The following is a 23,880-nucleotide window of genomic DNA, read 5'->3' on the forward strand; positions in this document are numbered from 1 at the left end:
GGCGAAGCGAACCCTTTACAAACCGAACCAGACAAATGCTAAAATTGAAGTACGAGGGTTGGCTAATTTGCTATGCTCTTTATATCCATCCCCTTCAACCTCGGCTACTTACCAGCAGCATTTGGATGGTGTTTGTCAAGGGTTATGCAACGATCCAACCAGTAAAAATTACTTAAAAGACTAAAATCTGTCTCCAACATCACTTTTTCATAGATTTTTTGACACTACCTTACAGTGTCTTTAGCAACTATTTTCCAGGCAACAGATTTTTGGTATTCATCCCACATGATTTTGTAGATGCCACCTTTATTCAGCAGTTCCTCGTGCGTTCCTTCCTCCGCAATCCTTCCGCTATCGATAACCAGGATTCTGTCGACATTCTGTACGCTGGTAAGACGATGTGCAATCATGAGAGTTGTTTTTCCTTGGCTAAGCTCTTTAAGGGCTTTTTGGATTAAATGCTCATTTTCCGGGTCAGCAAAGGCAGTGGCTTCATCTAAAAGAACGATTGGTGCATTCTTTACAAATGCTCTGGCAAGTGCAATTCTCTGCTGTTCTCCCCCTGAAAGATAGGTCCCTTTAGAACCTATCACCGTATCGAGGCCCTCAGGCAGGTTTTCAATAATTTCTCTTGACTGCGAAAAATCAATTGCCTTATTGATAACTTCTTCTCCAGAGTGTTCTTTTCCAAAGACTATATTCTCTCTTAATGAACCCTTAAATAGCTTTGTACTTTGAAAAACAAAGGAAATGTTGTCCATCAGTTCTTTTTTAGGAATGTCCTTCACATTTATTCCTCCGACTAAGACTTCGCCTTCATCTGCATCCCAAAAACGAGCGGCCAGTCGGGCAATCGTTGTTTTCCCTCCTCCGGAAGGCCCAACAAGAGCGATAGTTTCACCTTCGTTTAATTTAAAGCTGATTTTATCGATGGTGGGTTTGTCGCTGCCTTCATATGAAAACACTACATCCTTAAACTCAACGCTATGCTTATTAATATTTTTTGTATTTTCGATATAGCTCATACTTGGATAATCTAAAAGCTTATCCAGTCTGTCAATTGCTTGCTCAGCAATCAAAGTATTTTGCTGAAAATACATCGATTTCATCAAAAGCATAGTAAAAATAGGAGATATAAGAATGTAAAAGATAAAGTCGGCAAGCACAAGAGGGAGATTTTCACCTCTTCCTATTAAAAAGATAGCCATTGGAATTAAAAAAAAGGCCGCTGATTGCATAATTATGGTGTAAAATGACATCGGTTTTTGCCAAAGGAGAGTATAGGCGTGAACCATCTCTTTATATTTGATTATACTGTCATAAAATCGTTTAAAAGCAAAGATGGTTTGACCGAATGTTTTTACAACCGGAATACCGCGGATATATTCTACGGATTCAGAGCTCATTTCCTCCAAAGAATCATAATACATTTTTTGGAATTTTCTACCTTCGGAATTTCTCATGAACCTCATTGTTATAAAGCCCAAAATAATCGGAACAAGAGAAGCAAGGCCCATTCTCAAGTCTACGATTAAAATCAGAGCGATAAGAATAATGGGGGAGATGATGCTACCCGCCATATCCGGGAGCTGGTGTGCTAAAAATGTATGAGTTGTTCCCGCACCGTCGTTGACAATTTTTCGTATCTTTCCGCTGGAATGCTGATCAAAAAAACCCAGCGGCATCGCTAGTATTTTTTTCATACCAACTTTTTGCATTCCGACCTCTACGCGAAAGGCCGCCAGATGTGAACTCATCAGTGCGCAAAAATATACTGCTATTCCCCCTATTGCACTTGCCAAGGCTAGCCACGCGTAAAAACTGACATTTGAAACATCAATGGATTGTGGAACCGATAATATATCACGTGTTATGTACCATACGAGTACAAAAGGCAAGATGTTAAGGACTGCTGAAAGTCCTGACAATACTAATGACAAAGGCAAAAGTACTTTCTTCTTGCCCATATAAGGCGTGAACCTTTTTAAAACAAATTCTTTTTTCTTTTTTGGCATTCTGTTTGACCTCCTATGTCTAAGTGTTTAAAAAGACTTTGATTAATCTTAAGCAGTATTGATATTGATTTTCATAATCATTAAAAAAATAATACTTCATTTTTATCTCTTCCGTCTACACTAAAAGAGATTATCATCCTCCTTTTGTTAGGTTGAGCTAACTTTTTTATAATTTTTTTGAGGTTCTTTTGGAACCTCATTATACGGTATCTTCAAAATGTGAAGTACCCTTTGGGGAGTACGTTTATGGATTTAAAAACCTCTTCCATCCTGCTGTAAAAAACTGTTTTAGACTGTCTATGTAGCTGTCTGCCGCTTCCTTTGTCATGTCATGCTTTACCACCTCAAATACTGCTGAAAAAAATGCACTTGCAATAATATGCAGAAGCTCAGGCGTAGCCCTTCCTGAAGTCAGTACATCATTTCCTGTAGATTCAATAAATTTTAAGGTGTATTCTACCTCAATCTCTACAAGATCATGAATAAAATCTGAAAAAGCAGTTCCGTCTGCACAGGTAATAAGCAATTTAAACTCATCAAAATGATCATAAATATATGTAATAAACTTCTTTAACTCTTCAGTTGTATAATCATATACATTCGCCTTTTTAATATTCTCCGGCAGCTCGTCAAAGTTCTTCTGGATCGACAAGAACAGTTCTCTCAGGCCATCTGCGGCAGGCGACACTAATGCCTCAAAAAGTGCTTCCTTGTCCGGGTAATAACCGTAAAATGCACCTGTAGTCACGCCCGCCCGCTTCACAATATTACGCAGAGATGCATCTTTAAAGCCTTTTTCCAGAAATACCTTTTTACCCTCTGTCATAATTTTCTGCAATGTGTTTAAATCATCAGTACTCACCATATCCCCACCTAAATATAACAGTGTTATATAACACTGTTATATTTTATACCAACTAGTTTAATTTGTCAAGTGGTACAGTATGTCTTTTTTTCTGTTAGAATTGTATTGAATTTCCCTTTTAACACCTTAAGTTTTCTATTGAAACCTATAACAAATATTGCTGTCAAAACAACGGTCAGAGCATCTGCAACAGGCTGTGCATAAATCACACCACCAATTCCAAGCAAACCGGGCATAATCAGAATTGCCGGAATGAAAAACAACCCCTGTCTGCTTATACTGAGAATGCCGCCCTCCTTACCACGGCCAAGGGCCAGAAATAATGACATATAAACCATTTGAAAGCCAAAGAAAATAAAGACTATGCCATTTGCCCGCAATGCCTTACCGCCGATCTCAATGAGTACGGCATCATTCTGGCTGAACAATGATACGATTTGTTCAGGGAGCACGATCATAACAAGTGCCGTGATGCCACAGAATATCGTCGCCCATATCAGTGATAGCTTTATAGCCTCCCTCAGCCGGTCATAGCTCTTTGCTCCGTAATTGTACCCCGCTACCGGCTGGAAGCCCTTCATATAGCCAAACACAACATAGGTGCCAAGCGCCATAATGCGGGTCACGACACCCATTGCAGCCATTGCCGAATCACCATAGACGCTTGCCATCGTATTGGTCAGTCCCATGGCAGTACTGAACAATAACTGGAACATAAAGGTGGGAATGCCTACTTTGAAGATTTCACCATAAATCGTTCCGTCAAGGGCAAAGCTATAGACAGAAAAACGCAGATATCCTTTTTTACGTAAAATATACAAGACATAAAGCAATGTAGTGACACCTTGTGCTACTACTGTTGCAATGGCCGCTCCCTGTATCCCGAAACTAAGCAGATAAATGAATATGGGATCCAAGATTACATTGAGCCCTCCCCCGATCAGCATCGCAGTCATGGTCATCTTTGCGGCACCCTCCGAGGTAACGATATTGTTCATTGTCACATTGAAGATATTCAGAATAGAACCTGAAATATAGATCAACGCATAGGCTCTTGCAAAGGGTAATATCGTTTCAGTGGCACCAAGAGCAAGCAGTATATTATCGAGGAAACACAGAGAAACAATAATGGCGGTTACTCCAACAAACAGACTGGAAAACAAAGCTGTGGAAGCAGTCTTATTGGCTTTCTCAGTATTTTTCTCCCCCAAAAGGCGGGATATGTAGGAAGCCGCACCACTTCCAAAGGTCATGCCCAAGCCGATGACAATTTGTACTATGGGAAACACAACCGATACCGCCCCCATCTGACTGGTTCCAAGGCCCCCAACAAAATAGGCATCCACTACATTGTACAGAGCATTAACCATCATGCCGACCATTATAGGCATTCCCAGCTTTAACAGCGCTAAAGAGATTTTCTCATCCCTCATAATTCTTATCCTTGTATCACGTGCATTCATAAAATCAAACCCTTTCATTTTAGTATAGTTGCTATACACTTTGCTTATAGTATTTACTCTGTCATTTTTTAGCTTATTGTCGTTATATCAAACTTCAGCAAAACAAATCACAAGTCCCTGGCAGAATGTGTATAGTTGCTATACTCATTCTGTAAAAAATATGACTTCTTTATTGATTAAGCAGATAGATACCTTTACAATCTACTTCTATTTGTACTCAATCACCAGAACCTTCATGCTTTTCCCCCTCCATTAAAGTCTCTCAATTTTTCTTCAAGAGAATCTAAAAAGCCTTTTAAAAATGCTTTGTTATCCTCTGTGGCCTCGTCCAAAATTTCATTTACAAGGTCGTCAAGCTCCTGATGAAACTTTTCATGATGCAGATAGGCCGTTTCACCCTTTGAAGTCAGTCGGAGCATAAGCCTTGACAGATTGTGCGGGTCCGTGTCCTTGATGATCATACCCTTTTTCTGGAGCTTCATAATAATCTGGGAAACAGCTCCTTTCGTCACCCCTAACAATTCTGCAAGCCCTGTCACGTGAATACCTTCATTCTCCTTAACAGACTTTATCATATGAATCTCTGCATCAAAAAGATGTTCATCAGTCCCATAGCGGCGAGTCTGTTTGTCAAACTTTGAAAGCTCACTCATCACTCGCAGTAGGGTACAGCTAATTTTTGTTCTTCTTTTGAATTTCATATTCATCATAAAACAATTATATAGCTGCTATACACTTTTGTCAATCCAATATTTATAACCATGAATTTTTGTATAAATTCCCTTACTACCTTTTCAAATTTTTCCAAAGGAAGTAGCAAACCATTTATTACTAATTTTCAAAACAGCTTTACTAATTTCCCAGCTTTTGGCCTTCACTCGTATCCCAGAAGTCCTTATATTTATATTTCCCCTCTTCTTCTAGAAGTTGATTATGATTTCCCTTTTGTACAAGATTTTCATCTTCTAACTATGACATTTTAGAGAATATTTGATATCTATATCATCCTACCCTGTTTAATTTTAAAACATAATTATATTTCCTTTCGACCCTGAAGAATATTTTTTTCACTCAATTATTAACAGCGTTATCTGTTTTAGTTTTAAACAGATAATTTTAGCTATATTAGCAAAAAACCTTACATCTGACCGATATAAGGTTTTTATAAAGACCATTTTTAAATTAAAATTATATGTCTCTCACTTTTTCTCTATAAACACTGGGATTCACCCCATACTTATTTCTAAAAGCAGCAGCAAAATGACTGGAATTTGAATAACCTACATTATTAGCTATCTCTAAAATATTATCATTATCTTTAAGTAGATATTCCCTGGCTTTCTCCATTCGCAGTGACCGCAGATAGGAAAAAACTGTTGTTTTATATATCTCTTTAAAACCCTTTTTCAATTTAAAGGTATTCAAACCCACTCGTTGTGATAATTCATCAATTGATAATGGTTCAAGCAAATTTTTAGAGATAAGAGATTTTACTTCTCTTAGTTTTGCTATATCTTCTTTTTTAATAATAATACTATTATCATTGCTTTTCTTCTTGAAAAATTCATTATTCACAAATAAGGAAATTATCTCTATCGCTTTACTCTGCAGATATAACACTTCACTAATCAACCCACGATCCCAGCTGCTTTTCGCAATTTGCTCAAAAGGTACAATTATTGCTGGCATATTAAGTCTTTTGGTAATCTGAAGCGAGTTATTATCACAAATCATTTTTTTGACTTTTTGGGATCCACTGTATGATAGTTTTTCAAAAAAGGTTTCACTAAAATATACATTAACAATGCTAATATTGGTATCTTTAGGATATTTCATCCAGCCTTCATTATTAACATTACTTCTCCAGAAATGAGTCTCACCAGGGTTTATACTAACATCACTTCTTAAATTATAATCTCTACAAAAAATATTGCCCTCCATACAATAAATTAACTCAAATCCCTTTTTCATCAGTTTATATTCAAATTCAATATCTTCAAGTAACTCAAATTCTGTCATTACCAGCTCAATGCCATTTCCAAAATCAAGGTATTTGAAATAACCTTTTCCTAATTTATCATTAATCTTGTATCTGTTAATATTAATACCATTCACTTTTTTTAATAAACCAATCTTTTTATCTAATTTATTAAAATAATCTTCTGTATCCTCAAATTTATATGCTTCCATGCTATCACCCCTAATTATCTCTACCCTTAAATAATCTTACAGCTAACAACTTAACTATAAATATATCCCCTTCCTTCAAGAGAGAAAGGGGATATATTTAATTATTTTACTAATGGAGGGAGCATAGAAGAATACATTTTAACCTGCTTCATCATTCCCTGAACAACTTCTTCTTTATCGACCTGGTAAGTTTTAAATAATGTCGGCCACCAATCTACTACTGACAGATCAGTAGTTAAAAAATCAAAATTTTGGTTACCGTAACGCATATGGCAGTGTTTCATGCCATCTCCGTCACCATGATAAGGCATCATAATTAAATGCTTATACCCCGCCTTTATTGCCTCATTATTCTCAGTCCTGAAAATATACCAGCTAATACTATATTCACCCCAGGCAGTATTAAAATTACCAATATACTGGTATTTAGCCTCGATTTCATCATCAAAAATAACTGTTTCAGCATCAACTATCTTCATTGTCGAAAAAGATGTTTCATACATTTTTGCAAAATAATTATATACCATCTCACCATCATAACCATCGGCATAATTGGCTACCTCTTCAAAAAAACTATTTCCACTCTCTGTATTAAACAGATTAATATATGTTTCATTATTACCTTTCCATGGTAACAAATCAGATACAACATTATCATCAGCCGAAATAAAAGCAGGAACAAGCAATACCAAAAACACCATTACCATCATAGAAAATAATATTTTTTTGCTTTTCACTATTTATCACCTCTAGTTTTTTGGTTAATAATCTTTTGTTTCATAAGATATAACTTAACTATTCCGATAACACCTCCTATTTTAATATGTTAGGTTTCCCTAAATACAAAATAAAAAATAATCCTCCTATTTATTTGAGAATAATTTTCAATTTCATTTAATTCTATTTTACTATGTTTTTTTATATTGTCAATATTTATTTTTTATTAAATTAATTTCTATGCCTCAACTCGCTAAATTTAATACTCATTTTAGCAATCTAAGATAATTTATCAAGACCAGGAAATTTCCATATATTATTCTAAAACTTTTTTTGACATTTCACTAAAAGACTTTTATCTATCTTAGTAAGTCTTACACTAGAATGCCCTTTCCCATTTTTTGGCTTAGTTAAAGTTAATAATAACACCCTAACTTTTTTACTTTTCAAACCTATATACCATTAAAAAATAAAATAATTACTAAACATCAATCAATAATGAAATCCATTTTCAACAGTCTCCAAAAATATATTACTTACTTTTATAGGTATCCATATTATATTTATCCTCAAATCCTAATCCAACTAAAACCTATAAGTCAAACCTAAACCAATCTCTCCTGGATCACTGTAAATTGTATAATACCCACTGTAATATCCATAGGAATTATATTCTTTATCAAAAATGTTTTTACCATAAAGATAGATATCATAGTTTTCTGTTTCATACCCTATCTTAGCATTAACAATCTCGTAAGCATCCCTAGAATATTCATTAGCTTTATCAAAATACATCTCTCCATAACCAATCAAATCAGTTCTAGCATAAAAGCCATTGAAATTTCTATATTGAGCTCCAATATTGAAAGTATGCTCTGGAGCATAGGGATTCCTGTTACCTTTATAGTTGCCCAGTGCATCCTTGAAGTTATCAAATTTAATATCATTATACCCATATCCAACCATCAAGGTTAAATTCCTAGAAACTCTAGCTGTCATATCAAATTCAACCCCTTTAGATGTTGCCTCTGCTGCATTGGTTAAATATGATTCATTCTGTGAAACAGCTTCTGTAACTTGCATATCACTGATATCCATATAATACAGGTTACCATTTAAAATAATCCGATTCTTGAAAAATGTACGCTTAGCTCCAATTTCATAGGACCATAGTTTCTCTTCATCATAACTAATATACTCTGAATCTGTAGCAAAAGCATTAAATCCTCCAGAACGGTATCCTTTTGAAACACTCGCATAAGTCATAAGCGAAGGCGTCAAATTGTATTCATAAGCTATTTTAGGAGAAATTTCATTCCACGAGTCATCAGTTTTTGTATTAAAAATATTATTCTTATATTCCTGTTTCTGTTTTTCATAACGCAAACCACCAATCAAATTAGCTTTTGGTGTCAGATTATAGTTAACCTGTCCGAAGACAGAATAGGATTCTCCTGTAAACTCGCGATTAATCGTAGATGCCATTGTCGGATAATCAGACTCTGTCACATAATCAAAATTATTATTGTCTTTGTCAAAATACAAACCAAGCAACCATTTCAATTTTTCAGAAGACGAATCCAATCGCAATTCTTGAAATATTTTTTTATATTCATTATCTTTATAACTATGCATCAATGTCATTTGACTAAAATCCCAGTCATCAAAAGTATCTTCATTATACACCCTTCTAGCAGTAACAGAAGTTAATTTCAATGAATTACCAAAATCATATTCAACTTGAAATGATTGTGCATTTGAAGTTGATTTAGTATACCCCTCTACATTAGATGAAACATAACGATCCTCCTGTCCAGGAAGACCATAGGCAGCAGCTCCTGCTTCTCCTAAAGTCATCCTTACCGCACCATCATCACGTTTTAATCGTGAAGTACTAAAGGAGATATCAAGTTCTTCAGTAGGCGTCCATCGTAAATTAGCTTTTCCAAACCAAGACTCTCTGTCATCAACTGTATCACCAGTAACTATATTTTCAATAAAACCATCCTCTTGGTCATATTGAGCTGCTATATTAAAAAACAGTTTATCCTCTTGCAGTGGTCCGCTAACATTTAAGGTAAAATTATCTGTCAAAAGATCTCCAGCTTCACCAGATAATAGCTTAGCACCTTCAACGGAGACTTTTCCTCTAAATTGATTATCAGGTTGGCGTGTAATAATATTAATTACCCCTGTTTCTGTATTCTTCCCATATAATGTCCCCTGTGGTCCTCTAAGTACTTCTACCCTTTCAACATCGATTAATCCATCATCAAATCCAGTAGCCATTAAGACAGGGACACCATCTATAAACATTCCAGTAGATACAGTAAAGGATTCAGCAGGTGCAGAAAGTCCTCGCATAGTTGGAGAATTCATCCCCCAAGATCCATTATTAAAAATCATTAGATTAGGAACATAATTAGCTATTTCCTCTACTGATTCAATCTTTTTATCCTGAAGATCAAATTCATCAAAAGCAGTGATACTCATTGGCACTTCCTGAACATTCTCTTCTTGTTGTTTTTCTGCAGTTACTTTAACAGTCTCTAATTCATATTCAACCTCATCCTCAGAACTCTCCTCTGCATTTATCGGTACACTAACAGCCATTAATATAAAACAGATCATAAGCAATCCCAAAACTCGATTATAATTTCTCAACATTATCAATTCCTCCTTCTTTTTATTAAATAAAAATAATTATCTCTCTAAACCTTAAACTCATATACTAAACACTTACTATTCCAACTCAAACACAATTGTAATATGCATCGTAACTAAATCATCATCGTCTTTGTCTGGTACTGGCGGAAAAGATGCTGCCCGTTTAATTGTAGATACTGCTGCTTTATCTAAAATTGAATATCCAGACGAATCAATTACTTTTACATCCTTCAATTTTCCATTACCCCAAATTATAAATTCTAATCGAATTTCCCCCTCTATTCCCCGCTTTTGGGCAAAACGAGGATAACTTTGAGCAGAAATAATTTTTTTTATTACAATCTGAAAATAACTTTCGGGAACTTGTAGTCTTTGAATTTCATTTTGACTTTCAGATGAAGCTGCTTCATCTTCAACAGTAGATTTTGTGTCTTTAGATGAGGACTCGTTATTTTCTACATTAGCCTTAGATTTTTCAACTACTTTTTCTTCTTGTCCCTCTACTATAGGCTCTGATTCTTCAACAACTTTCTTTGGTTCTTCTGGAGTAGGCTCGGGCTCTTCAATCACTTCCTCTACTTCTTCTGGCATAGGCTCGGGTTCCTCAATCACTTCCTCTGCTTCTTCTGGCATAGGCTCGGGTTCCTCAATCACTTCCTCTGCTTCTTCTGGCATAGGCTCGGGTTCCTCAATCACTTCCTCTGCTTCTTCTGGCATAGGCTCGGGTTCTTCGAACTCAATAGAGATTTCAAGTGGTGTTTCAACAAATTCAGGAGGAACCTCATATAAGTTCCAGGCCACAAGTAAAAATAAACAATGAATACCCAAAGCAAATAACAATGCTAATTGAATAAGATTATCATTCCTCCCCATGCATCACACCTTCTACTTTCCTGGTTGAAATAATTAAATTTTCTCCTTTCGCCTGCCGTGCAATATCCATTACCTTTACCACAAATCCCATTGGCACAGCTTCATCAGATTTGAGTACAACTTTTTTCAGCTGACTATTTTTTAATTTTTCTGCAAGCGATTTCTCTAACTGCTCAAGTTCAAATGTTTCTTTATCTAAAAAAATTCGTTGATCTTGATCAATATATATAACCACCGGTTCACTTTCTTCCTGAATCTTTCCAGTCTCTGCCTGTGGCAAATTTAGTTCAATACCATTATCAGTTACAAAACTAGAGGTTAGCATAAAAAATAGAAGAAGCATAAACACAATGTCTATTAAAGGAGCGATATCAAGATGCATCTCTACACCCTTTGGCCTGTCAAATTCCATATTCAATATCCTCCTTAGTATTTATAGTTTCATTACTTTCATCAAAATCTACAGGGGTTTCCCCTAACCATTCTGATAAAAGTTGAACTGACTCTTTCATCTGGGCATAATAGCGATCAATTTTACCCTCAAAATAATGGTAAAAAATCATGGCAGGAATAGCTACTGTTAGACCAGTAGCAGTAGTAATTAATGCCGCCCAAATACCTCCCGCTAATACTACCGGGTCTACACTTCCTCCTAATTCCTGAATCTTTTTAAAGGCCTCAATCATACCAGCAACAGTTCCCAGGAGACCAATCAGAGGAGAAACATGTGCCACAATGCCTAAACCCCTAATATTCCTTGACATCTTTCGTAATTCTCTTGAACCAATTCGAAATAGTATTTTATCGCGCTCTTCCTGTGATTTTTCATGCTGCTCAATTCCAGCACTAATAACCTGAGAGACCGGGCAATTTTTAGCTTGACTAATTCGTATTGCTTCCGAAAACTTCTCCTGCTGAACTAAAATACCAACCTGCTCTAACATTTCATTAGAATAATTTTTAAGTTTTTTAAAATAATACCATCTCTCTAATACAATAGCCAAAACAATACTAGAACATATTAATAATGGGTACATTAAAACCCCGCCTTTTTCAAACAATAAATAAATATTAATTTTCTCTACCTCCCATTAATTTATAATAATAGTACTCTGCCAGTACTAAATAAAACTCCAAATTATTTAGGTATTCCTAACTTTGAATTAAAAAAATATTGTCTCAGTTTCATAAAATATTCCTTTATTCTATTATCTTATTGTATACAGAAAATAATAAGTCAAATCAATAAATCACTAAAAACATAAGGACTAAATAATCTTTGTAAGATTAAATTATATGCAGCATACACCCTATTTCTCATTTTTAGGCCAACCTAATAAAAGTAATATTGTTTTGCTTTTCACTATTTATTACCTCTAGTTTTTTTGTTAATAATTTTTTGTTTCATAATACATAACTTGCTATTCTGATAACACCTCCTGTTTTAATATTTAAGGTTTCCATAAATACAAAACAAAATTCTTCTCTTTATTTGAGAATAAATTCCAATTTCACTTAGCTTTATTTTACTATGTTTTTTTTGTGTTGTCAAATATTTATTTCTATAAATGAATTTCTATAAAATAATAAATTATCCCAACAAAAAGAGCTGGTATAGTAGTAATAACAGTAGCCCAGAGAGACGATTTTCTATCAATAGCCAGGAGTGGGAATAAGGCATCTCCATCCTGAGATATGGTATTTGCCAGTAAGGCGGCAAAAGGTATTAATCCTTTTGTATATAAGGCAACAAATATTATCTGTGGACCACAACCAGGAATTAGTCCAATAGCAGCCCCAATTATTATAGTCAATAATCCAGTAGACAGCATAAAATTAGTTAAAATTTCTTCGCCTACAACATAAGAACCGCCTCCTAAGGCAAAAATACCTAGCTCATAGACCAGGTAAGCTACAAAAACCCATGTTATTACAAAAGCTGTCTCTTCAGCATTATGTATTAATGTTTCCTTTAAAGACATCAGCTTTAATTCTGTTTCTTCATGGGTATCATCCTGTATACTTTTTTTACCCATCAGCATCAGTAAAATAGAAAAAAGAGTTCCCCCTACACCTACAATCATTCCTAAGTTAGATATAAACAAGTCATTAACATTTATCTGCATTAGTAGCATAATGCCAAACACCAGACCAATTGAAACAAAAAACCAGTAGAATTTATAGGCACTATGAGTAAATTTGTAAGCAAAACCACTCTGTTTTTCGTGCCCTTTAGCCATATGGTGAAGTGCTAGATCAATTTCATCTCCTTCTTCATGCCCGAGGTGTCTAATGGTTTTACAATTATAATTCTCAATACCACTACATTCTATCTCCTGTATTGAATGATCAACCATCGAATGCATTTCTTCTCTTTCTTTTAAGGGAATCCTTACTTTATTTAATAAGAGTTTGTCAGCCAATTGGCAATAATCAACAATATAGCCAGTGATTATTGCTACAAGAAATGATATAATACTTACTAATAAATAATGTAAAGGCAGGGTAGAAATTATAAGAAAAGCTGAATCACCCATAGTAGCAATTAAGGTTGCAATAACCGTACCAAAACTAACAGTACCCCTTACAAATAAAGGCATTACAAAAATAGCTCCACCACAACCCGGTGACAAACCCAATAATGCCCCAATAATCGGTTGCCATTTCGTTGATTTTTCAATTGCCCTAACAAAGTTACCTGATTTCTTATAATTTATATAGCCAAAAAGTAACAAAACTGCCCCAACAAAAGAACCTACTTCCAGAAAAGCCCCCTCAGCACACCCTAAAATTATATCTAAAATTTCATTCAAAATAAATCCCTCCAACTTCTATCTAATTATCATAATGTTTTATTTCTATAATACAAATTTTTTTATAAAAAATAGTTTGTTTATAGATTTTTAAGAGTTATTTGATAATGATTTTCATTATCATTATATGGTTATTATACTATATTCTAATATAACTGTCAAATAATAAATATAATTTTGGAGGTATTATTAATTGCAAGTTAAAATGCACGGTTTCTTAAAATATTTTCATCTTCAATATTTGTTAATATATGTTAAGCAACATTAAATGTCTTTTCCTTAAATATTTCTCTAGACGTTTTGAACTCAAAGATTTTTCTCGGGTAGGTATTTATAAATTCTTGTATTCTTTTAACTTTATTTCTGGTTAATCCTTTGAAGCTAATCCCTTTGGGTAGAAACCTACGGATCATCTTATTTATGTTCTCATTTGTTCCTCTTTGCCAGCTGCAGTATGCATCACAATAATACTGTTTTGTCCTAGGAATACTACTCCCTGTAAAAGACTCTTCAATACCCTCATAATCTTTAAATTCAGACCCATTGTCTGTTGTAATTGTTTTAAATATCTTTCTAAATTTAACTACTCCATGGCGTCGCTCAATTCTATCTAGGCCTTTTATCACTGATTCCTGGGTTTTATTTGGAATTAATTCTATTATCTCTTTACGACTTGTTCTTTCACTCAATACAAGTAAATATGGTTCATTCTTGCCCTTTCTGCCTTCAACTAAATCCATCTCCCAATGTCCAACCTCTTGCCGCTTATCTGCTTCATTTGGTCGGTCTCTTATTGTCCTGTTTTGTTTATGATTTTTTGTTCTTTGACTCTCTTTCGGCTTCCTTTTTTTCTTTCTATATTCACCATAGATTAAGTTATTTCTTTCAATCTGTAATATCCCTTGATCTATATAATTATAAATTGTTTTCCAATGAATTGATATATCAAATTTATCACTTTCATCAATCATTAATGCTATTACTTCTGGTGAATATTTCTCTTTAATTTTTTCTTCTATAAAACTTGCTAAATCAAAGTTTTTTCCTATTTTAAGTTTAGGCCCTTTTGCTGATGCATTAGTATCATATACACCCTGAGCTATCTCAGGAATATATTCTCCCTTATCTCTCCACATGTAGTCCTTTAGGATTGTAATTCCTTTTTTAATTTCTCTACTAATAGTGGTTCTATGGCAGTTCATCTCTCGGGCTATCTCAGTATAATTTTTTCCTTGCTTATTATATAAATGAGCTATGATTTTTCTATCTTCTAGAGTTAAGTGTTTTCCTTTTTTTCTTTGTATGTTATAATGAGTTTGACGCATATTCTGTATCCTCCTAATGTTTTGTGTGGTGCTTAACATTATATCGAAGATACAGATATGTGTCTATTTTTTTATTACCCCGTGCATTTAATTATACAATGTTTCAATTTTGGAGGTATTTAGGGTATTTAACTATTTAAAAATTGTTTTTAAAATCGGGGCATCCTTTAAATTTTGGCTACCTTCTGCTCTAGCTAAATGATTCAATGTTATGCTTTTCAAACAATCTGAAAGAATACACAATTGATATTACTCAACAAACCATCATTTTTTATAACATCCTTCAGTATTTAAGCCACACAATTAATTTTGTAATATTGAATGTTAATTCAATATCCAGCATAGTTTGTCAAGTTAAGCATGGTTTTGGGCTATATAGATTTCAACTGATTTCTTCAATGGCTCTGGTTGGATACTTTAGTCATACCAGACGGAGTTTCTCAGATACTTTGAAAGTATCCTACCCTCCATTTTACTAATTGTTATTCTACCCTTATACTGGCCTGCTTTTAGTCTATTAATTCAAAAATAATCAGTGTATAAGCAGTTTTCAAAAATCTACCATGAATCCCATGAAAACACGACCTCGACCTAATGAAACTTTTTATGGATGCAAACTTTTTTCTGCCTGTAGAGCTTCTTGATAGGTCATTGTTAGCCAACCTTTTTCTTCCCAATATTCGTGTTCGTAAAAAGAATATTCCGTAAAATTATTTTCTCCTGATTTTTTAGTTTGACAAAGCAAATGTTGTTTCATATGTTCAAAAGCATGTTCATTCATTTTGCTTGGTTTAGCTTCTTTTTTTTCGCTTAAAATACTTGCAGTTTTTTTCGCAAGATATTTATATTTTTCTACATATTTTTGGCGTTCTGGAAAGTATCCCGGCTGCAATCCAATACCTTCTAATTGACCAACTAAAATACAACCCATAAATTGTACAATCAGATCCAAATATTCCTGGCAAGATTTTATACCATCTCCCGCTGATGTTACAGCAGTAATTGTTGGTTTCCCCATCAAACCTATTAGATGAATCCACATCATAAGTCGATCAAATAAAATCTTTGTTTGTCCTGTTACAGTTTGTTCATAGACAGGAGTTCCTAAAATTAAAAAATCACAATTTAATATTTTATCTCTTATTTCAGGTAACAAATCATTTTTATATACACATTCCCCGGTCTTAAAACAATTCCAACACCCACGACATGGCTCCACTTTATTTATTCCTAAAGATATTACCTCACTTTCAATATCAGAATAATACTGTTTTACAGTATCTATAAAATCACGAACCATTGTACAAGTATTTGATTTTTTATCATTTGGGCTACCAATAACAGCTGTTATTTTTTTCAACTTAAACACCCGCCTTTCAAATATTCCATTCCCTTTGTATTCATCCAACACAAGGTTGCTTTTTTTAATTTTTCCACATGAATTCCACCTTTCTAAAAATAAAATAAACTAACAATGTTGGTTTTATTATAATCAATCATCAACCCGATTGCAATGTCACTCCCAATCTTAAGTGATTATTGTAAAAACATAAGAAAACCTTTATTTTATAACGTTTTACTCGTATAAAAATTATTTAATTTTAAAATATCATGATAATAAAATGTACTATTATGATAGTATTATAATCCATAATGGATAATTTAGTTTGGTAGGAACAGATAGAAGGAAGCAATGAATTATGTCAACAAAATAAAATAACAAAAGACTAGCTGGTGTTGAAAAACCTGCTAGTCTTATTCCCTATAAAAAAACAAATCACTCTATATATTAATACTATTAAAATTACGATTTTTATAGTATTCCTGTAATTTATGATATAAGACTCTTTCATAATAGAACTTTTGCATAATTGAATTGTTGACCAGCTAATTAAAACGGAGCACCTAGGGACTCCCTATTTAAATAGACCATACAAGAAAATTAAGGTTGCAGGATTTAGTATGGTCAATTACGAAAAAGACTGTTTTTTTGTTTGACCGTAGGGAGTTTAAAACAGCCCGTAATTGGACAATACTAACTAAATCCGTAGCTGAGTTTTTGGATGGCAACAATCAATTATACAAGACGCTTATAATATAAAGGAAACAGAATAAATATAGGAGCTTGCCATATAGGCTCCTATTTTACATAATGATATCTTCGATATTCTCCAGGTGTCATACCGTAATAGTTTTTAAATATGCCAGAAAAATGTCCACTATTTTTGTACCCAAGCACCTCAGCTATAGAAGTTATGCTGTCGTCGGTATCAAGTAATAATGTTAAGGCAGCATTCATTCTCAAGTCCTTTAAATATTGATAAGGAGTTGTACCAAAATATTGTCGAAAAGCAAGTAAAAATCTTGAATTACTCATCTTAGCAAGATGAGCCAATTTATCAAGACCGGAAAATTCTCCTATATTATCTCGAAGATATTTTTCACATTTTACTAAAAGTCTTTTATCTGTCTTAGTAAGCCTTACAGCAATATGCTCTTTTTCCCATTTTTCAGCTTGATCATGGGTAACTATAGAAAGAATTTCTAAAATTTTACTCTCTAAATATATTTTTTGCGATAATCCTTTTGCTTTACAACTTTTAATTTGATTAAATATAAAGTTAAGTTCTGGTGATGATGGGGTACGAGCCAGGTATTTAAAGGCAGTTGTAAAATCCTTATAATTACCGTAACGCCCTCTAAGAAATTCATCAAAATATTCTTTTAATAAAATAATCTTTGTAAACTCTACTGGTTGATTCTTTTCACAATAGACATGAACTAATTTGTTTGTATTAACAAAACATAGAATACCTGCATCTACCTTCTTAATATTTCTTCTTCCAACTTTATATGCACTCGATGTAGTATTAAATTTACTTATTTCAATATAATCATGTTGTATTTCAGATACTTTTTCAAAATTATAATTAGGTTTGTAATTAGCATTAAGTACAATAAACTCCCCATTAGATATAAAAACACGAAAAAAACCATTACCAAAATCAGGGTGTAGTTTATAGCATTTTTCGAATTCTGTTGAAAGTTCAGAAAATAAAATAAAATTCATTTCCGCAGGCGCTTTTATAAAATAATCTATAATATTATTACTAGTCATTGTCGTATGATATACACATAGGTAAAGTTGTGTAATCTTACTCTCCTTTCAAAAGTTTTTGTTATAAAACCATCCCGATGGTTTCCTGGCTGCCTTATCAATGAATTTATTTATAATTCCCGCCATGCGCGGACAAACAATAAAAAGTCCAAACACCATACTAATTAAAATTAATAATTTGCTCATTATTTTCCCTCCTGAAAATGTATTATATTTAAAACTCCATTGTGTTTTAAAAGATTATGATATCCCTTTATTAACAATATTCTCAAAATCTTCAATACAAAAAAATGATTTAATCTTACTTTCACCTTTATCATCTAAAGGATAATTAGCTATTACCTTTCCTTTTTCAAAATGTATAACATGGGTACAACTCTCAAGTATCAATTCTAAATCATGGGAAATGATAAATAGGGTTTTCCCCATCTGTTGAAGCCGTTTTATATTATCGGCCACTTCTTTCATATGGCGCAAGTCAAGCCCACTGGTAGGTTCATCAAAGATTATAATCTCTTTCTTTGAAGCAATGGCACTGGCAATTGCCACCCGCTGTTTTTGACCACCTGATAAGGACATGGGATGCAGGTCTTTCATTGCTAACAGGTCAAGGCTACTTAAAATACTTTCCGCCTTTACCGTATCAGGTTCATCCATGCTCAATAAAATCTCATCAAGGACACTTTCTGTAAAAAGCTGATGATTGACATCCTGCATAACCATATAACACTGCTTCAAACGTTCTCTTCCCTTATATACCTTACCACAAAGGGATATAGTCCCTTGGCAGCTTTTCTCCAATCCACAGAGACATCTGGCAAAGGTTGATTTGCCAGCCCCATTGTATCCAATTACAGCAACGGTACTACTTCTTGGTATTGTTAGCGAATCTATCTTAATAAGAGGAGATTCATTTTTATAAGAAAAGACAAAATCGTTCAGGCACAAATCCTCTGATTTTGCAATTACTGCCCGCTTATCTCGTGTTAAACTTTCCCAAAAAAGCGGCCTAAGCCCCATGTCTGAAAATTTTTCTAAATTGATTTTTTTTTATTTCTTTGTTATTTAACTCTCTTTCGATTTTACCATTTTTCATATACAGAATACGGTCAGCCAGTTCACGCATAAAATATAAGCGATGTTCCGCAATAATAATGGTTTTACCCTGGCTTTTCCACATTTCAATAAGTTGTCGCAGATCATCAATCGCTGTTACATCCAGATTGGAAGACGGCTCGTCAAGCACAAATATATCAGGACTGACTGTTGAAACAGACGCACAGGCAATTTTTTGTTTTTCTCCACCTGACAAGTGAAAAATACTTCTATTCATCAGTATCTCTATATTAAAATAAAAAACAGTTTTTCTTATTCGTTGTTTTATTTCTTCTACAGACAAACCCATATTCTCACAAGCAAAGGCAAGCTCACTTGTAGTATCTACATTAAAAAACTGAGAACGTGGGTTTTGAAAAACCGATCCTACCACTTTGGACGTCTCATAGAGAGGCAATTTATGAATTGCCCGACCGTTAATTAATATTTCACCTGTCAAGAAACCTTCATAATAATTGGGTATCAAGCCATTTATCAACCTTGTAAGAGTAGTTTTTCCACAACCAGATTCCCCATTGAAAAAACCACCAGAGCTAAAACCTACTCTTCTCATTCGCATAGCATTACTAATAGAACGGGCCTCCTCCCCAATTGTAGGGAAAAAACGAAACATAACCGCCATAGGAATGATTATTTTCTGTGGTACATGCATATGCTCCATTGATGCTATAAATTCACTTACTGTTGTCGTGCTTATAAGATAATATCCCATAATAAATCCAGGCATCATCCGATATAGCATACATACCTGAAACCATTACAATGAAAATATTCAGGATCCCATAGGTAACTGGAACAAGAAATTCATTAATTAAAATAGCAAGAGTATATGCAAGGGTACAATATAAAGCCGGCTTTATTTTTTTATTCACAAATAAAAGAAACAAAGGAATTGCTGCCATAAGCAGCATAATATAGATAATAGCCCCTCCAAAAATACTAATATTAATTATCAACATCAGCATTAGTTTTGTTCTTGGATCCAATTTGAAGTAAGTATTAGCCTCAACACTTCGTAAAATTTCCTTCTGCATTACAAAATTCCTGCCCTCTTAAAATGTTTTTTTAAAATTGCTTTACCAAAAAAAGCCCCTATTATGCCAGCAATAAATATTACTCCAACCATAACATAGGCGATCCAAACTGGAGTCATGGTAAAAATAGCATTTGCATATTCCTTACCCATACTCTCCCGAATATAAGCGAAATAACTGTCGCGCATAATCCACAGAGGAAGCATTGCCCCCATTAACCAGAAACTGAAAATACTATATCCTAACACAGTATGCTTAAAACTTTGATATTTACCAGCCTTGAAAATTAAATCAGCAAAAAATCCACATATAATTGTCGCGACAAGCGGTACCCATGTATGTCCAGTTGCAAACATTAAAAGACCTAAAATAATAGACATAATTGTCACCATACCAAATTTTTTAACCTTTGTTAAAAAAAGCATAAATGGAATTGAAGATATGATAGGCATATATAATGGAAAAAAAAGAAATATAATCGGAATAAAACCAAGCATTCCACTTGCAAACATAATAAGAAAATAAAGCGCTGTAAAAATACCGACATTGATCAAATCTTGCACTTCCAGTTTCTCACTCATAATTCAAACCCCCTGGTTTATTAATATTTAATTTGCCTTTTCATCCCATTACCAAAATACCACCTATTTCAAGCAAAACCGAACATACTCCAGAATAATCTGAGGCAAATGGTGGCAACACTTTATATAAGTCTTTCATCAAAATCCTTCCTGGATTATTCTATTGTAGTAATTTTAAAATAAGGAACAAAAAATACTTTAGGTGAACCTAAAAATTAATTAAAAATGATAATAGCTTTCATTTTCATTTCGTTTATATTTTAATATGCATATTTATAAATGTCAAGGCCACACTTCCTTTTTATCTCTTAATATATTTAAATATATTCCATTTACTTGATAATACTTACTAATATTTGTTATAATTCTAAAATATAAATTAAGAACAATTAATATAGTTACAAACCAAAGATATTTCTATTAGTGTTATATTATACAGATACCTTTTTAAAAATTATAGTACATATATCAATTAAACAACTTAAAGCAAGACAGCTATCCACTAATTTTTCATTCTTTCGCCTGTTCCTGAACATTCCAAAGTTTTTTATATAATCCATCATTTCTTATTAATTCATAATGTATTCAAAAACAAAAGATATCTGTGTCATTGAAATGACACAGATATCTTTTGTGCCTTTATAGCTTATAAAAAATCCTTTGACTCATCAATTATTTTTTCATATTTCTTATCAAAGGGTTTAATCATATTTAAACACACTGGGGTTACAAAATAATCCGCCAGGAGTGCTGCCAGAATACCCACACCGGCTAAAACTCCAAAGTGAATATATAATTTTGCAATAGAGCTTAAATAGGCTGCAAAATTAAAAATCAATACCAGAGAGGTCATAAATAGGGATTTACCAACTACTCTAAAGGTATGTTCGATAGACAAAACATAGTCCCCTCTCTGTTGATACTCATATTTAGCATGATTAATAAAGTGGATTGTATCATCAACTGCTAGCCCCATTATCATCGGCATAAGTGTCGCTGTAATCATATCAAAAGGTATACTAAAAATACCCATGACACCCCCAACAGCTAAAACCGGTGAAATATTGGGAATAAGCCCTATCAAACCAACTTTAACACTGCCAAAGACAAGCATCATTAAGAAAGCTATTACTATTAAACCAATTAAAAAGGCCTTTACCTGTCCTATCGAAACCTTATAACTCATATCAGTATATTTAGCACCAGAACCACTAATAAATACCTTGGCCTCAGGAAAAAGTTCTTTTCCTAATTCTTCTATTCTCTGGTGTTCAGCTAATAGTTCTTTTTGCCGAAATTTAGAGATTTCAACCCTGATCCGTAACTTTTTATAATTATAGTCAACCCACTTGTCTAACTCATCCCCCCCTGCATTTTCATACAAAAGTAAGGTCTGGGCTATCATTGGTCTTGTCTCTGGTATTTTGTAATATGCAGGATTATCCTCATTTAAGACCTGATTTAGGTCTTTTAAGATATTTAAAATAGAAGTAGTCCTTTTAGTCAAAGAAAATCCTTCAATCTCTTGAACAAAACTATCTAATCTCTGTAAAAATTCCGGGTCTTTAACTACATTATCCTCTGTAAATTCAATCCCAATATCATAATTAATCATAGAGCCAATTTTCGTTTCTCCTACACTTATCATCCTATCTACAAAAGGAACCTTTCTCCCCATTGTCCTTTCATTATCAAAATCCACTTCTGTTTTTGTTAGTCCATAGACAAATATTAGAGTTAGAATAATAGAAACAGAAATTATTGGCATAGTATTCTTCAAAATCCATTTGCCCAAAGCAGCTAATTTGCCTTCTAAACCACTACCCTCCTCCTCGACTAATTTATGAGAAGATTTTCTATCTCTACCAAAACTCAAAACAATAGCGAAAACTAAAACAGTCAATAAATAGGTAAGGGCTACTATTAAGGCAGTAGTATAACCCATCCAATTTAATACCTTTATCTTAATAAAGGCAAAAGACATTAAGGCACAGATCGTTGTTAAGGCTGTAAATAAAAGCGGCCAGCCTGTCTTTTCTATGGCAGTTATTACTGCTTCTTTCCTTTTCCCTGTCCTTAAGAACTCTTTTTTAAAAAAGTTAAAGAGGTGGATTGAATAACCGACTGCCACAGCTAAACCTAAAAATAAAGGCATAGGGAGAACCGAAGGCTGGACTGTTGTCTTAAAATATCCTTCAATCCCTAAGGTAATAACCATTGCTCCTATAGCTATGACAATTGGGAAAACCACCCCCCTAAAAGAGCGTAAAAATACCCCCAATAGAATTATAGAAATAATTAGCCCCAATTTCATCAATCCCGGGGTCTCTTTGAGAAAAAAATCCCTCTTATCTACCGTCATACAGGCTGTCCCTGTGGTTCTGGGATTTAAGCTCTGATACTTATCTTGCCGGGCAATCCTATTTGCTATCTTTCCCGTAATATAATTAGGAGCAACCGGCTCTGACGATAGATTAAATCCTTGATATAGTTTGGGATATTCTTTAGCTTTATTCTGTAAATAAGTCAAATAATCTTTATTTTTTCGCCAATTATCTGGATCTTTCCTTAATTCAACTAGAACCCATGTCTCTTTAGCATCATCAGATACCAGTCTATTATAAAGTGTTTTTTTAGCTAAGGCTTTTTGCTTTAATCCCTCTAACGTCTCCTTATCAGCTGGTATCTCTTCAGGAATAAGGTCTCCTACATCTATACCCCAGTCTGTTCCTGTCACAAATTCAAAGTCTGTAATCGAAGTAACCTCATCTACCATAGGAACTTCATGTTCTAATTCATATGTTAACTCCCTTACTTTTGCTAGATTTTCCTTCTTGAAAACATTATCAACCTGAATATGTACTGCACATATATCTGTATTGCCAAACATCTTCTCAAATCTATCCTCTAATACTATTACTGGATCATCATCGAAATACCAGGCATCATTAGATGAATCTTTTTCTATCCCTTTTAATCCCATAAAGCTAAAACCCACAAAAATAGCAAATATAATTAAGACTAAATAACGATATTTAATTACTTTCTTCCCTAATAATCTAAATCTTGCATTGATCTTCTCTAAATCCATCTTTAAACACTC

Annotated in this window: 20 protein-coding genes; all 20 read right to left on the reverse strand. The window is 33.7% G+C overall.

Annotation, left to right across the window (positions count from 1 at the left end):
• Positions 1 to 224: 224 nt before the first annotated feature.
• The 20 genes from D7D81_RS15915 to D7D81_RS16005 all read right to left on the reverse strand — a co-directional run bounded on the left by D7D81_RS15915 (position 225) and on the right by D7D81_RS16005 (position 23,868).
• Positions 225 to 2,015, reverse strand: coding sequence for an ABC transporter ATP-binding protein (locus tag D7D81_RS15915; RefSeq protein ID WP_125991025.1), 1,791 nt, complete (start codon positions 2,013 to 2,015; stop codon positions 225 to 227).
• A 244-nt stretch (positions 2,016 to 2,259) separates the two neighbouring features.
• On the reverse strand, positions 2,260 to 2,880 hold the full coding sequence (locus tag D7D81_RS15920; protein ID WP_125991026.1) for a TetR/AcrR family transcriptional regulator: 621 nt from the start codon (positions 2,878 to 2,880) through the stop codon (positions 2,260 to 2,262).
• A 65-nt stretch (positions 2,881 to 2,945) separates the two neighbouring features.
• Positions 2,946 to 4,343 carry an MATE family efflux transporter gene (locus D7D81_RS15925; protein ID WP_125991027.1) on the reverse strand — a complete coding sequence of 466 codons (1,398 nt, stop codon included), beginning with the start codon at positions 4,341 to 4,343 and terminating at the stop codon, positions 2,946 to 2,948.
• A gap of 233 nt (positions 4,344 to 4,576) precedes the next feature.
• A complete protein-coding gene (locus D7D81_RS15930; protein WP_125991028.1) occupies positions 4,577 to 5,053 on the reverse strand; it encodes a MarR family winged helix-turn-helix transcriptional regulator in 477 nt (158 codons plus the stop codon).
• Between the two features lie 478 nt (positions 5,054 to 5,531).
• Positions 5,532 to 6,533, reverse strand: coding sequence for a helix-turn-helix transcriptional regulator (locus tag D7D81_RS15935; RefSeq protein WP_125991029.1), 1,002 nt, complete (start codon positions 6,531 to 6,533; stop codon positions 5,532 to 5,534).
• A gap of 101 nt (positions 6,534 to 6,634) precedes the next feature.
• On the reverse strand, positions 6,635 to 7,270 hold the full coding sequence (locus tag D7D81_RS15940; RefSeq protein ID WP_125991030.1) for a ZinT/AdcA family metal-binding protein: 636 nt from the start codon (positions 7,268 to 7,270) through the stop codon (positions 6,635 to 6,637).
• A 565-nt stretch (positions 7,271 to 7,835) separates the two neighbouring features.
• A complete protein-coding gene (locus tag D7D81_RS15945) occupies positions 7,836 to 9,917 on the reverse strand; it encodes a TonB-dependent receptor (RefSeq protein ID WP_205739244.1) in 2,082 nt (693 codons plus the stop codon).
• A gap of 75 nt (positions 9,918 to 9,992) precedes the next feature.
• Entirely contained in the window at positions 9,993 to 10,718 is a 726-nt protein-coding gene (locus D7D81_RS15950) for an energy transducer TonB (protein ID WP_164522296.1), read from the reverse strand.
• A gap of 58 nt (positions 10,719 to 10,776) precedes the next feature.
• Positions 10,777 to 11,202 carry an ExbD/TolR family protein gene (locus tag D7D81_RS15955; protein WP_125991032.1) on the reverse strand — a complete coding sequence of 142 codons (426 nt, stop codon included), beginning with the start codon at positions 11,200 to 11,202 and terminating at the stop codon, positions 10,777 to 10,779.
• On the reverse strand, positions 11,192 to 11,827 hold the full coding sequence (locus D7D81_RS15960; RefSeq protein WP_125991033.1) for a MotA/TolQ/ExbB proton channel family protein: 636 nt from the start codon (positions 11,825 to 11,827) through the stop codon (positions 11,192 to 11,194). Before D7D81_RS15960 ends, D7D81_RS15955 begins: the two co-directional genes overlap by 11 nt.
• Positions 11,828 to 12,352: 525 nt before the next feature.
• A complete protein-coding gene (locus D7D81_RS15965) occupies positions 12,353 to 13,603 on the reverse strand; it encodes a putative manganese transporter (protein ID WP_164522298.1) in 1,251 nt (416 codons plus the stop codon).
• Positions 13,604 to 13,857: 254 nt separating this feature from the next.
• On the reverse strand, positions 13,858 to 14,928 hold the full coding sequence (locus tag D7D81_RS15970) for an IS30 family transposase (protein WP_125987663.1): 1,071 nt from the start codon (positions 14,926 to 14,928) through the stop codon (positions 13,858 to 13,860).
• A 604-nt stretch (positions 14,929 to 15,532) separates the two neighbouring features.
• A complete protein-coding gene (locus tag D7D81_RS15975; RefSeq protein WP_164522299.1) occupies positions 15,533 to 16,288 on the reverse strand; it encodes a flavodoxin family protein in 756 nt (251 codons plus the stop codon).
• A gap of 780 nt (positions 16,289 to 17,068) precedes the next feature.
• A complete protein-coding gene (locus D7D81_RS15980; RefSeq protein ID WP_125991036.1) occupies positions 17,069 to 18,046 on the reverse strand; it encodes a helix-turn-helix transcriptional regulator in 978 nt (325 codons plus the stop codon).
• A 48-nt stretch (positions 18,047 to 18,094) separates the two neighbouring features.
• Positions 18,095 to 18,232 (reverse strand): hypothetical protein, encoded by a 138-nt coding sequence (locus tag D7D81_RS19620; RefSeq protein ID WP_164522300.1) that lies wholly within the window; start codon positions 18,230 to 18,232, stop codon positions 18,095 to 18,097.
• 54 nt (positions 18,233 to 18,286) lie between these two features.
• Entirely contained in the window at positions 18,287 to 19,066 is a 780-nt protein-coding gene (locus D7D81_RS15985; RefSeq protein WP_125991037.1) for an ATP-binding cassette domain-containing protein, read from the reverse strand.
• Positions 19,056 to 19,874, reverse strand: coding sequence for an ATP-binding cassette domain-containing protein (locus D7D81_RS15990; RefSeq protein ID WP_205739245.1), 819 nt, complete (start codon positions 19,872 to 19,874; stop codon positions 19,056 to 19,058). The genes D7D81_RS15985 and D7D81_RS15990 overlap by 11 nt, the downstream gene beginning before the upstream one ends.
• The gene (locus D7D81_RS15995; RefSeq protein WP_125991039.1) at positions 19,837 to 20,196 is read right to left on the reverse strand and encodes an energy-coupling factor transporter transmembrane component T family protein; all 360 of its coding nucleotides are present in this window, start codon (positions 20,194 to 20,196) and stop codon (positions 19,837 to 19,839) included. Before D7D81_RS15995 ends, D7D81_RS15990 begins: the two co-directional genes overlap by 38 nt.
• On the reverse strand, positions 20,196 to 20,777 hold the full coding sequence (locus D7D81_RS16000; protein WP_125991040.1) for an MptD family putative ECF transporter S component: 582 nt from the start codon (positions 20,775 to 20,777) through the stop codon (positions 20,196 to 20,198). The genes D7D81_RS15995 and D7D81_RS16000 overlap by 1 nt, the downstream gene beginning before the upstream one ends.
• 646 nt (positions 20,778 to 21,423) lie before the next feature.
• Positions 21,424 to 23,868: an efflux RND transporter permease subunit gene (locus tag D7D81_RS16005; protein WP_125991041.1), complete on the reverse strand. Its 2,445-nt coding sequence runs from the start codon at positions 23,866 to 23,868 to the stop codon at positions 21,424 to 21,426.
• Positions 23,869 to 23,880 lie beyond the last annotated feature (12 nt).

The organism is Halocella sp. SP3-1 (genome assembly GCF_003953885.1).
Classification (GTDB): domain Bacteria; phylum Bacillota; class Halanaerobiia; order Halanaerobiales; family DTU029; genus Iocasia; species Iocasia fonsfrigidae.